Source organism: Phormidesmis sp. 146-33, assembly GCF_052939515.1.
This window is the reverse complement of the sequence record NZ_JBJPHU010000160.1, coordinates 1-12,510: the sequence shown is the minus strand read 5'-3', so window position 1 is coordinate 12,510 and position 12,510 is coordinate 1. Positions and strand designations below refer to the sequence as shown.

General features: G+C 50.8%; 9 protein-coding genes. All 9 read right to left on the bottom strand.

Features of this window, described 5'->3' with window-relative positions; translation table 11 throughout:
* A partial coding sequence (locus tag ACJ2PR_RS32735; RefSeq protein ID WP_446880171.1) for an IS110 family transposase occupies positions 1-1,267 on the bottom strand: 1,267 nt, incomplete at its 3' end.
* Positions 1,268-1,827: 560 nt separating this feature from the next.
* Entirely contained in the window at positions 1,828-3,420 is a 1,593-nt protein-coding gene (locus ACJ2PR_RS32730; protein WP_446880170.1) for an iron uptake porin, read from the bottom strand.
* Positions 3,421-4,377: 957 nt separating this feature from the next.
* On the bottom strand, positions 4,378-5,349 hold the full coding sequence (locus ACJ2PR_RS32725; protein ID WP_446880169.1) for an aldo/keto reductase: 972 nt from the start codon (positions 5,347-5,349) through the stop codon (positions 4,378-4,380).
* Between the two features lie 52 nt (positions 5,350-5,401).
* The gene (locus ACJ2PR_RS32720; RefSeq protein ID WP_446880167.1) at positions 5,402-6,454 is read right to left on the bottom strand and encodes a glycosyltransferase family 2 protein; all 1,053 of its coding nucleotides are present in this window, start codon (positions 6,452-6,454) and stop codon (positions 5,402-5,404) included.
* Between the two features lie 80 nt (positions 6,455-6,534).
* Entirely contained in the window at positions 6,535-8,406 is a 1,872-nt protein-coding gene (locus ACJ2PR_RS32715; protein WP_446880166.1) for an ABC transporter ATP-binding protein, read from the bottom strand.
* Positions 8,407-8,462: 56 nt separating this feature from the next.
* Positions 8,463-9,677: a glycosyltransferase gene (locus tag ACJ2PR_RS32710; RefSeq protein WP_446880165.1), complete on the bottom strand. Its 1,215-nt coding sequence runs from the start codon at positions 9,675-9,677 to the stop codon at positions 8,463-8,465.
* A 44-nt stretch (positions 9,678-9,721) separates the two neighbouring features.
* Entirely contained in the window at positions 9,722-10,831 is a 1,110-nt protein-coding gene (locus ACJ2PR_RS32705) for a glycosyltransferase family 2 protein (RefSeq protein WP_446880163.1), read from the bottom strand.
* A 72-nt stretch (positions 10,832-10,903) separates the two neighbouring features.
* Positions 10,904-12,094 carry a glycosyltransferase family protein gene (locus ACJ2PR_RS32700; protein ID WP_446880162.1) on the bottom strand — a complete coding sequence of 397 codons (1,191 nt, stop codon included), beginning with the start codon at positions 12,092-12,094 and terminating at the stop codon, positions 10,904-10,906.
* Between the two features lie 25 nt (positions 12,095-12,119).
* Positions 12,120-12,242 (bottom strand): hypothetical protein, encoded by a 123-nt coding sequence (locus ACJ2PR_RS32695; protein ID WP_446880160.1) that lies wholly within the window; start codon positions 12,240-12,242, stop codon positions 12,120-12,122.
* Positions 12,243-12,510: the final 268 nt, after the last annotated feature.

Here is a 12,510-nt window from a genome sequence, read left to right as displayed (position 1 = left end):
GTGTGAGGTCAAATCCTAACGATGCAGCCTGTTTTCGCAACTGCTTGAGTTTGCGTTGTTGAAACTGCTGCTCATAGTGCCCTGCTCCCGCATCTTGATAACTTCGACGAGTTGTCCACATCTGGTAGAAGATACGAGCGAGTTTATGAGCCGTTGCCGTAATTGCTTTGGGGCTGCCAAGCCGTGCTTTTAAGCGACGAAAGAACGCCCCAATTGCAGAACCAGACTTGCCTGCTGCCATCGCCGCAATCCGAAACGCATTCGCCGCTCGACTAGACACATGTCGCGTTTTTGAACTTTTGCGCTTCCCTCCAGAGAGGTTAACGCCTGGAGATAAACCTAGCCAAGAGGTAAACTGTTTTGCCGTGGGAAAGCGGCTAGGGTCAAGCCCAATCTCGGCCAGAATCGTTTGCACTGTCAGTCCCCCCATGCCATCAATCTCGGTAAAGTCCACGCCACTAATGCGGTACAGATGGTGCTTGAGGTCAAAACTCGGTTGATTCTGCGGTCGTTGGCGTGGGGCAGCGGGTTCACTGAGTTGTTCTGGCGCAAGCTGCGTGGGCAGTTGGTTGAGATAATCTTCAATTTGAGCATCACAGGCAGCAATTTGCTGCTGATAGCTTTCGTAAAGGGCTAACTCCTGGGTCAGAACAAACACAGGCTCGACTCGATAATCTCCGCTGAGGGCAGCCGCAATCTCTGCCTCACTTTTCCGTACCCGCTCATGCTTGAGGGCTGCCAGTTTGTGAGGGTCTCGTTCGCCTGCCACAATCGCCTTGAGGATCTTTAATCCACTGACTCCAGTCAAGTCGCTTAGCACTTGATGGAGATGCAGATTCATCTGGGTCAACGCTTTCTGCATCCGCTGAATGTGTCGTGCAGCAGCGCCAATCAGCGTATCGCGTTGACGGATATAGCTGCGTAACACACAGATTTGGTCTGCTGGACGAAAGGAACCTGACAATAAGCCATCGCGATGTAACTGCCGTAGCCACTGGCAATCGAGGACATCGCTTTTTCGCCCTGGAACGCTTTTGACGTGATGGGCATTAACCAGAATCACCTCAAAGCCGCGAGATTCGAGCACTTGAAATACCGGAATCCAGTAGACCCCTGTAGACTCCATTGCCACTGTTTCAATTTGACACTGCTTTAGCCAGTCTGCCATTGCGGCTAAATCCGGTGTGTAGCACCCGAATTCTCGCACTGCTTCAGTATGGCGCTCTGGCGGCACACTGACCCAATGACTCGCTGCACCAATGTCAATGCCACAAGCGTTGAGATTGAGTCAATCTAGCGTCTCTAGCTCATGACTCCCAGGAGGCTGACTCGGACTTGAATGCTTTTGCATAGAAGAACCGTTAAAGGACAATTGGAGGGCAATTCCTCACCCGGAATCAGCGAACGGTTGATTCTCCTAATCGGGATAAAGGGACGGCCCCTTTTCACCAGTGCCTTACGCTCAAGCTTCCACAACCAGACTGACGACGGGCAAAATTGCACCAGTGTTCTATCGGTTTTGGCTGTGAAGGAATTGCCTTATTGTCAAGATTACTCCTCACTCAGCCCACTTGTCCTGCTGTGTTTCTTTCGCCCTTCCCGCAGGTGCGCCTTCCTTGGAGACTGACGTTAATTTAGAGAGATTTAAGCGTATCAGTGAGTTGGATCAGGGGGGCTGAAGTCACGGTGGATTGAGAAAGTAGGTCGTGCCGTCAGCGAGTTAGATCGCGTTTGCAAGCAAGCTATTGATTCCCAAGGTGCTGATACAAAAAACGGTGCTGAATAATCTCCAGTGGTATCTCATCAAGACGCACGCTAAACCAGTTATTAAAAACTAAACGTTGTCCGCAAGGTGCCAATAAAGATGGGGTCGTTCTCTCGATTATGCTCCGGACGGGTGATGATGAGTAAACCGGGAGTAATGCTGATGCGTTTGTTCAAGCGAATCCGGTAAAACATTTCGAGGTGCAGAGAGATATCTTCATCTTCATAGGGTTCGTCCTTGCGCTGAAAGTCATTTGCTGTCACTTTAGGCGGTTGTCCGATGACAAACCCTAACAGGTTTCTTTCTTGCCCTAAATTGGGGACTGCTAGTGTGACTGCCCAGTTGAAAATATTGGCGGATGGATTGCCGGGTAAATCTCTGGCTGTGGCGTGTGAAAAGCCGACCCAGCCGGATAAAGTCAGGTTTTTGCTTAAGCCGATGGTCGTTTCCAAGCCAAAGGAATCGGCAGTGATGGCGGCACTTTTGTTATCGAAGGGGTCGTTAGCGCGATCGCTGCCTGTATTGGTATCCAGGCTATTGAACGAGCGGACGTAGGTCAGTCCTAGCGCAGCGGTTTTGCTGAACTCGATGGTGAGTTGGGCGATCGCGCTGTAAGAGGCTTTATCAATGCCGATCGCCGGATTATTTGCGTTTCCTACTACATAGCCCACGTCCAGGTTAACGGCTTTGCTGAGTTCAAAGCTGAAACCCAGCCCAGCGCCCCCTCCCTGACGATAGATCGGGTTTCGCTGCCCAAACCGGGAGATGCTGCCTTGTCCACTGCCGCTCAAAAATGGGTTTAGCGTTTCAGTGAAATCGTTTAGACTGCCTCCCACCGCAGATGCAAATAGGGTGACTTGTTTGTTCAACTGAGAACGCAAGCTCAAATCACTGAGTTCAAAGCGATTTTCGCTGTCGCCCTGAAAACCGAGCCGCGCCATATCCGTTCCGGTTGCCCGTTGAATGGCGGGAATGTTTCTGGCTTGCAGCCTGGTTCGAAGTCGGGTTTTGCCACCCAGGTTGGTGAGAAAATTCAACCTGACCCGGCTACTGACGGTGAGTTCACTGTCGGTTGGTTCGTCGTCATCTGCTTGCTTGGCTCTGCCCACCATAATCGGCGCAATAATAACTTCGCCAGTTAGTTTGGTGGTTTCCGAAACGGGGCGAATCACGCGCTCTAAACGGCTAACTTTCCCTTTCATCATCTCCAATTCTTTGACAAACTCAGCCTGCATCCGTTGCAGATCTTCCAGATCTTTTTTGGTGGCATGGCTGGAAAGATCAACGGTTGGGATGGCTGCACTGAGTGCAGCGGCAAACTCGTAACGTGTGAGGGAACGATTTCCGCGAAAGGTGATATTGGGATAGCCAGCGATCGCTCCGTACCGTTCGACCAAAGACTTCAGCGCTTGATATGCCCAATCGGTAGGTTTCACATCTGATAGAGCCGTAACGCTGGTCAGCTTTCCCATCGGATTTTCAGTTTGCTCATCTAGATCGAATGGTGCATCAGGATTGAGTGGTTGCAGGCGGGCGGGCAATTCTTGGTCATCTAGTGATTCCGAAGGAGTTTCTAACGTGTTAGAGGGTTGGCTAGTTGGAGAGGCTTGTGAATCCTCAGTTGCGTGTACTTCGCCTGCCAACAGAGAAAGCATTATCAGGAGATGTAGCCCTGAGCCTTGCCAAGTTGTCTTCATCGAAAAATGTGGGTGGAAACCCCGTCGTTCTACGACGGCTTTGCAAGCTGAAGCCCTCACCGATACACTAGAGCTGGTCACTGACCCACCCGCGACGATGGAGACATAAACCCTAACACCAAAGTTTGCAAGCCATTGCAACGGGGAAGAAAAATCGGTAGACCGGGAAAAGAGGAGAAGCCATTGCAACGGGGAAGAAAAATCGGTAGACCGGGAAAAGAGGAGAGGGCAATGGAGACAACCCTGGAGTCAACAAAACACATAGATATTTCCTTGTGAGTATCGACCCATCAGAACCGCTGGGCTGGCGGGGATAGTCTGTGGAGCGACTGTAAGACCAAAATTCCTTGAGAGTGGAGGCGGGTGCTAGGAAGCAGAAAGATCTAAGAAGTGATTCTTGGAATCGCCGTGGCTTTACCCCGGTGAGGATGTCAAGGTAAATGTTCACTAACTCTGGAAGGATAAGCTGTCATGCGTCATTTCGCCGTCAGCACGGAATCATCACTACTCCCCTGATGCCGCTTTTCAACGTTGTAAGTGCTTTGCCCATGCCGCAATCAAAGGCTCCGCCGCAAGCGGACGGAATATGAACAGCCATTTTTTCTGAGCCTTCTTACGCCCCAAGGGGCGGGGAATTTACCCCTGATGAGATTAAAATGACGCGAGTACTTGAGGAGGAAGTTGTTTTCCAGTCAATATTGGTGAGGAGCATAGTGGGGAGAGGGATGAGGGATGGGAGATGGGGAACTTGACTGAAAACTGGCGTTGCTGAACGATGGTATGAATTCGCTCCCCAACCCCCATTCTGAGGGACTCCCGAACTTTCAAAGTCCCTCACTTGTGGAGGATTTAGGGAGCGTTCCAGAAATGTCGCTACCCACCGATTCATACTTGGATTCAGCAACGCCTGAAAACTTATCCGGCAGCCGTTGCGATCGCTCTTTTGGCAGAAGTGTCTAGCTCCATAGAGCGAATGATCTGCGATCGTTCTTCATCTGACAGCAGTTGCTTGCCCGCTTTTGCATTCATGGCAGCTTGCTCAGGCGATTTTGCTCCAGGAATTGCCACGGGCTGCGCGGGGTGAGATATCGCAAAGCGCAAAGCGGCTGTTACCATGTCTTCTCCAGGCTGAAAGGTGGTTTTGAGCCGTTCTACTCTCGCCAGATCACTCGCTAGCTTTTTCTGTCTAGCTTCGTCGATGTACCACTCGGTTCGCACCGAGTCGGTGAAAACGGTATCAGGAGAATATTTGCCAGAGAGCAGTCCTTTCTGGAGCGGGCCTCGGATCAAAACAGCGATGCCATGCTCTTGACAGTAGGGCAAAAACTCAGGCTCGGCTTTGCGATTGAGCAGAGAGTACTCTACTTCCACGACGCGACAGGTGTTGTTGACGTTAAACCGTTTCAGCACCTTGAGTTCTTTCGTTGAAATGCCGTAGGTGCGGATGTAGCCTTGCTGCTTCATTTGCTCGAAGGCTTCCAGATAGATGCTGGGATCTTCAATTCTGCCGTCGTGACACAGCATGATGTCGATCCGGTCAGTCCGTAACCGATAAAGAGAGGCATGAAGACAGAGGCGCACCATATCTACCGTGGTCATGGGCACCATTTGCCCGGAGCGTCTGCCCCACCGCCCAACTTTTGACACTACATGAACGCGATCGCGGATTCCTACCAGTGCTCTGCCCAAGCGCTCTTCAGACAGTCCATGAGGGATACCGTAAGCCTCAGCCGTATCGAACAGGTTAACGCCATTGTCAAAGGCACTGCGAATTGTTGCCAATGCCGTTGCTTCGTCAATTTCACCCCACTGGTTGCCAATATTCCAGGTGCCCATGCCGATCGCAGATACATTCATGCCTGTGTTGCCAAATTCCCGGTAAAGCATAGAATCCTTTTGTTTGTAATGTTGATAGAGGTGAACGAACCGTTTTACAGAACTATTTGGCGTTGATCGTGCGGTCGTAGCGATCGGATAGATAGCGATTCAGCAGTTTCTCCAGCGAAACCAGGCGCTTCTCTAGCCATTTTCTGCTGGCTGTTCCCAAGAAGTTAAACCGCTCCATAATTGGATGAATCATTTCTTCGCGTCGTCGCCGGCCCAGTTTTTTGAACCGCTTGATGAAGTATTTGCTCTCTGCCAAATCCCATTTCTGTTGAAAGTGCAGGAGGCTTTGACGCTCCCAGGCATCGCTCCAACGCACCATGAAATAAGGTAGGTCTGACCACCTCAGCGCAGGGGCAGGCGGGTGCGTCAGGAATGTCACGACTGAGGCGGGTTCCAGGTAAATCGTGCCGCCTGCTTGCGCGACAGTCATGCAAAAATCGAGATATTCTTTGGTGCAGGAGAATCCTTCATCGAGTCTGCCGATTTGCTCAAAGAGCTTGGTGTGAACCAGCATTGAGTGGAACTCGACAAATCCTGTTGGCTGACGTTTCAGGCGATCGCGTACTTCGGCAACTTTGCGATTCTGAAAATAGGTTTTTTCGTGAATCTGCCATTTGCCTGCTTGTCCGGCGGGTAGGGTTGATTCCCCTTTAACGAACTTGGCATACTCTTCAGAAGGCATGTATTCTCCGCCAGCGCAATGCACAATTTCATGCATCGGCTGATACTGACAAACCAACGAACCGACAACGGGTGCTGCCGTCTCCTCGGCGCAACTGACCAGCGCCGACAGCCAACCCGGCGCAAAGATCACATCATTATCAACAAACACGACATACTTGCTGTGGACATCGCTCAAGCCTAGATTTCTCGCTTGATTGGGCGACAGAAAGCGTTCCGATCGCATCAATTGAAACCCTTTGATTTGGGCTTGCTCTCTGAGGTAGTCCCGCAGCTTAACAGGCGAATTGTTATCCACATAAATGAGGCTAAATGGATAGGAAGTATTTTCGTAAAGACTCTCTAGTGACTGACGCGCAAACTGAAATCGTTCGCGCGGTACAACCACGATCGTCACTTCTGGAATATTCTGCAATGTTGACATCTGTACTGACATCATTTCCTCCTTTTTGCATTGAGAGTAAATATTGTTGATGCGTGTTTAAGAACCACTTCATTACTGCTTTAAAGCACGGAAATTGGAACGTCAGACTGCGGCTGACCGATCACATTTTGGAGTTGATAAAAGGCGGCATAGCGTTGCCCCAAGTGTAGTAGCTCGGTGTGAGTGCCGCGTTCTAAAATTCTGCCTTTCTCGATGTAGAAAATCAGGTCGGCATCGATCGCGGCGCGCAAATCGTGAGTGATCAAAAACGTGGTGCAATCCTGCGTCAAGCGTCTGAGGGCTTCGGTCACGGCATGTTCGTTTTCATTGTCTAAGCCGACTGTCGGCTCATCCAGGATGACGATCGGGGCTTGCCGAACAGCCGCACGGGCGATCGCAATGCGCTGCCGCTGCCCGCCTGAAAGCGTCGCGCCCCTTTCGCCTAAGACTGTGTCATACCCGTCTGGTAGCCCCATGATGAAGTCATGAGCATTGGCTAACCGCGCTGCTGCAATGATTTGCTCATCGGTTGCGCCTAGAGCACCGTAGGCGATATTGTCTCGCACGCTGACACCAAACAAAATGCTGTCTTGCAGAACAATGCTGATTTGGCGACGCAGCGACGACAGCTTGTAATCTCTCAGGTCATGATGATCGATCAGAATTTGTCCGCTGATCGGATCGTAGAGGCGTAGCAATAAGCTCACCAGCGTTGATTTGCCGCCGCCTGACGATCCGACTAGCGCCACCCGCTGTCCAGGCTGCACCTCAAAACTGAGGCGATCGAGGATGAGCTTGTCTGGCTCGTAGCCAAAGCAAACATTCTGAAACAGCACTCTGCCGTGGAACGCAGGAGCCACGATCGCCCCGCGTTTGTCTCTCACATCTGGCAGGATATCCAGCAGATCGATAATCCGTTCGCCTGAAGCCGTTGCCTTGGAGATCATGGCGATATGCTTGGCAAGCTGGCGAGTGGGGCGGAAGGCGGTTTTGAGGTAGCTGATAAACACCAGCAGATCACCAGGCGTTGCCGATCCTCGCAGAATCAAATGCACACCCCGCCACAGCACTAGAGCCGTTGCGATCGCCACTAAAAGTTCCACGGTGCGCTGGAGTCCTGCTGAGAGCTGCTGAGTTTTCGCCACGTCTTCGAGACTCTTTTCGTTCTCGCGGGCAAACAAGTCCTCTAGCATATCTTCCAGGGAAAGTGCCTGCACGACTTTGATAGCGCCGATCGCTTCCGAAGCGGTAGCCGCCATCGCTCCCTCGCGTTTGCGCTGCTCCCGTGCAACCTTATGAATCTGGTGCGTGATTTTTGTACTGGATAAAATGAACAGGGGCAGCACCGTCACGGCGATGAGAGCCAGTTCCCAATCCATCCAGAACATGACACCAACCATCCCGACCAGCGTTACGGTGTTGACCAGCAGGGGTACGGCTGCCGTTACCGTGACATCTCGCAGGCGATCGATGTCGCTGGTGATGCGGGTGAGCAAATCGCCGCCCTTGGCTTTGTAATGGAATGACAAGGATAGCCGCTGCAAATGCGCGTATAGATCAGCCCGAATTTCAGTGATGATTCGGCTTGCCGCCAGCGACATACCCACCAGGCTTATGTAAGCTGCTGTTGCCTGCAATCCTGCTACCCCAACGATCGCAAAAGCTGAAATCATTAACAGGGTTGAGGCATTCGTCAGATCGAGAAACGGAATGCTGAGGGGCGCAGCATCGGGAGTCGGTATCAGCAGATGATCAAAAATCAGCTTCAGGGGCCAAGGCTCCAACAACCGCGCAAACACCTCAACAAACAGCCCCAGAATTGAAACCGTCAGCAAGACCCCTTGCTTGCGAATCTGTGGCTGAAACCGCTGCACGATCCGCTGCAAACTGGGCAGGGCAGCTTTCAGATTTTTTGGGCGTTTCCGTTTAACTAAGGCTGATTCGCTATTCATTATTCACTCCGGCATGGGTAAGGGTTGTTCAGGGAGACGTTAAAAATGTGCGGCAGCTACACCGAGACCGGCAGTTGCACGGTTTGTGGCATTCCTAACGTCTGCTGATACACCCAATCCCAATTTTGCTGTTCTACGGAGGGTGCCAACTGATCCAGCACTTGATCTCTGGCAGCAAGTCCTAACTGCTGTCGCAGATCGGGCTGAGTCATCAACTGCTGTAATGCGATCGCCAGCTCTTCGCTAGAGAACGGATTGATCACTAAAGCATTGACGCGATCTTCGAGAATTTCACCGATCGCATCCACGTTCGTCCCCACAATTGCTCTAGCCGCCAGCATTGCCTCTAGCAAGGCATTGGGGCAGCCATCATGAATCGATGGAATGGCGAAAATATCCATATGGGGTAGATATGCCAATGCTTCAGCGCGGCTGATTTTTCCGGTGACGATAACGCGATCGGCAACGCCGCTATTCTGCAATTCTTGCTGCCAGTAGTCGCTTTCTTTGCCAACAAAATCTCCGACAAACAGCAGCGTGAAATCGAATGCCGATCGCAGCGTTTGACAGGCATCCAATAAAAATTCCAAGCCTTTTTTGTCGCGGAAACTGCCAACTGAACCAATTACTGTTCCCCGCAGTTGATTGACTAGCGCCGGAGTAGGCAAGTTGTCGAAGTGCAGGGGGGCGATCGAATTCCAAAAAGCAGACGATCGCGGCTGAATTTGGGGAACCAGCACCCTGGCACGATGCATCAAATCTCGACTCACAAAGGTTGTCCAGGTTGAATTCTCCAGCGTCCAGGTAATTTGTCCATGCTGTGGCGGGCTGAAGATATGCTTATGCAGATCAGCTCCGCGAACGCTGTTGATCACCGGAACCCTATTTTCTTTGGCTAACAGTGTGGTCAAAAAACCCATCTCGTTGATGAAAAATGCGTGAAACAAATCAAACTGATGCTGCCGATGTAAAATGCTAAGCTGATCGTACAAATCGCTGAGATAGTCTTGCTCTTTGGCAACCGTGGAGCGAATCGCGGGGTGCAGGCGATGTACCACAACACCATCTTGCTCGATCGTGTGACAGCTAGAACGCTGATATTCGCCTGCCACAGCTTTTTCTCGCTCGGTGCGGAAGATCGCTCGAAAGACGGCAATGTGAACCTCGTAGCCCAGCTTAATCAGCATCTGAGCAATGCGATGGACAGATTCGCCGACACCGCCCACATCAGGCGGAAATTCCAGGGTCGTAATGCAAACTTTCGGGTTCATACCTTTACAAATGTTGAATACAGATTTCACAGACCAGCCGATCGCTAATTCGCCTTCATCAGCTCTGGTTCAGGTGCTTTTTGATGATTGAGGATACGCGCTTTGTGTCGGGTATAGCGGTGATACATATAGTGGTTGAGCGATCGCTCCAGGGCAATCAGGAGCTTTTCTAGCCAAACGTTGCCCTTGCCGAACGTCAGACGACGAACTAAGGGTTTAACTAACAGCTCATGCCGTCGCGCTCCCAACTTCTGGTATCGCTTCTTGAAATACTCGTCTTCGGTCAAATTCCACTTATCGCGCAGGTGATGCAGGCTAGCCAGATCCCAGGCATCACTCCAGCGCACCATGAAGTAAGGCAAATCTGACCACTCAAAATCTGGGAGTTGCGGCGCACCAAACCAGTCAATTAATCCTTGCTGATTGGTCTCAGTGCCTACCGTGTCTGTTGTCACGACAGCTTCGCGCTCACTGTAAATGCTACCACCTAACTGAGTCACCACAAAGCAAAAATCAATGTGTTCTCGCGTTGCCAGCATTCCTTCATCGAGCAAACCCGTTTCCTTGAAAATGGCAGTCCGCACCAACATACAGTGGAACTCTACATAGTCTGTTTTTTTCCGGTGCAGCTTTTCTGGAACTTCAGCCACCGCTTTGCCCGTCAACGAGGCACTCTGATAGATGTGTCTCCGGATGCGATCGCCCTTCACTTCAGTAATAATCTGCGACTTACCGCCGGCATTGTGAATCACCTGATGGGCAGGAGAACCAATGCAGGTCAAAGGGCCCACCACCGCCGCGCCCGTTTCTTCGGCACACTCCACTAGCTTGGTCAACCAGCCTGGTTTAACGATCACGTCATTCTCAATCATGACCACGTATTGATAGTGGTCTTTGCCATGACTCAAGAGATACTGCAACCCCACATTTCTCGCCTGGTTGGGAGAAATATAATAGTCGGTGTGCAGCAGCTTAAATTGCCTTTGTTGAGCCTGTTCTTCAAGATAGTGACGGATTGGCGCAGGCGAACACACATCTACATAGACGAGATCAAACGGATAGTCTGTGTCGTTATAGATGCTTTCGAGAGAGTTTCGGGTGTGGCTAAACCGCTCTCTAGGTCCTACGATTAACAATACTTTAGGCTGTTCCATGATTCGCATCCCCTGTCGTCTAGATTGTTGAATTTGTCTGTTTAACGGATACTCCTAAGCCTGTTCAATCGATTACGCCACCATGACCGATCGGTAGAGTAATTGCTTGAGCCGCAATGCAGAATTCTCTGCGCCCTGCAAATCAAAGGCATGGGCAACTGGTTCTCGATCGAGGCTAGCCAGAACTTTTTGAGCCAATCGATCGCCGACTAAATCTTCAGGTTGCAGCAGGTCAAGCACACCCATTGCTGCTAGCATTGTGGCTCGGCTAGTTTGTTCTCCCATCTGTTCTTCTGAAGCAGCAGGGTAGATCAGAGAACGAACTCCTGTTTTGAGAATATTCATCGTGGTGTTGTATCCGCCCAAACTGATGGAAATATCGGCTCGGTTCAGGTAGTCAATCAAGTGAGCCGTATAGCGACGAATCGTCATGTTTTTCTGCTGGGCGATCGCCTGCTCCAACTGCAAAACCTGTTCTTCCGGCATAAACGGGCCCGTGAACGCATGAATGTGATGGGGAGTTTTCTGCTCCAGAATAGCGCTGGCTGATGCGACCGCGTTGAGCAATTCATAGCCAAACCTGCCCCCTCCCACGCTGACGATAATCATTGGGCTGTTCTGGTTAAAAATAGCCTGATCTTCTGCCGTGAGGGGCACCTGAGGAGAAGACTGAGCCACGTAGCCGGTGTAATAGACTTCGCAGTTAAGGCTGCTGACTTTGGGAAAAAACTCTTCTAATCGCTGAAGCTGAGGATCGTCGTGCACCAAAATCAAATCGTAATATTGATTGATTAAGTCGCAAACTGCGTCATATCGTTTAGCCCAGACTTTGGGTGCGCGCGCTTGAGTCATGATCAGATCTCGCAGGCTGCAAACCACTTTGACGGGATGCACTGAGGCTTTGGCGCGATCGAGCAGAGGAATCAATTCAAACTTAACTTTATGTTTACTAAAGGGAAAACATTCGGTGATTAAACCATCCGGCTGAAACTGCTCAAATGCGTTGAGCAACGCTTGCGTGCGACACTGTTTCACCCCCTCAATGTTTTGGGAACTATCCACCGCTTTGAGTTCGCCATCCTCTTCTAAAATTGCGGGCAAGTTAATGACTTCAACCCCAGACGGCAACTGGAACCCCTCGATCGGCTGCCCACCGTTAACAAAACAAACCTGGAAATCTTTGACCAAGCTGCGAATGATTTCTGTACTTCTGACTAGATGCCCCATACCAGCGAGGTATTGGCAGTAAAACATGATTTTCATCAGGATTCACCTCCTAAGATGTGCTTCAAGCTGCAACCTTTTCTTGAGCGATCGCCCGCACCCATTGCGCGGTTTTTTCAACGCCCTGCATATCAAATATTACGGGCGTGGGCGTTTGCTGGAAACAAGCAATCACCTTCTGAGCCAATTGTTCTTCACCAATCCGCGCACAATTTCCATACTGCGAACCAGATGCCCCATTCCCAGAGTATGCTGACAGTAAAACACAAGCCGTTTCATGACGGTTTACCTTTCAACTAAAAGATTTTCTATCCAGCAGATCTCCGATTTTTTGAAAAAGTCGAGATCTAAATTGAATCAAAGGCTCCGCCGCAAGCGGACGGAGTATTAACAGCCATTCTTTCTGAGCCTTCTTACGCCCCAAGGGGCGGGGAATTTACCCCTGATGAGATTAA

What these genes read in the sequence shown, in the direction of transcription:
- ACJ2PR_RS32730 (WP_446880170.1), bottom strand. Translation starts at nt 3,420, where the DNA reads ATGCTTTCTCTGTTGGCAGGCGAAGTACACGCAACTGAGGATTCACAA.
- ACJ2PR_RS32725 (WP_446880169.1), bottom strand. Translation starts at nt 5,349, where the DNA reads ATGCTTTACCGGGAATTTGGCAACACAGGCATGAATGTATCTGCGATC.
- ACJ2PR_RS32720 (WP_446880167.1), bottom strand. Translation starts at nt 6,454, where the DNA reads ATGTCAACATTGCAGAATATTCCAGAAGTGACGATCGTGGTTGTACCG.
- ACJ2PR_RS32715 (WP_446880166.1), bottom strand. Translation starts at nt 8,406, where the DNA reads ATGAATAGCGAATCAGCCTTAGTTAAACGGAAACGCCCAAAAAATCTG.
- ACJ2PR_RS32710 (WP_446880165.1), bottom strand. Translation starts at nt 9,677, where the DNA reads ATGAACCCGAAAGTTTGCATTACGACCCTGGAATTTCCGCCTGATGTG.
- ACJ2PR_RS32705 (WP_446880163.1), bottom strand. Translation starts at nt 10,831, where the DNA reads ATGGAACAGCCTAAAGTATTGTTAATCGTAGGACCTAGAGAGCGGTTT.
- ACJ2PR_RS32700 (WP_446880162.1), bottom strand. Translation starts at nt 12,094, where the DNA reads ATGAAAATCATGTTTTACTGCCAATACCTCGCTGGTATGGGGCATCTA.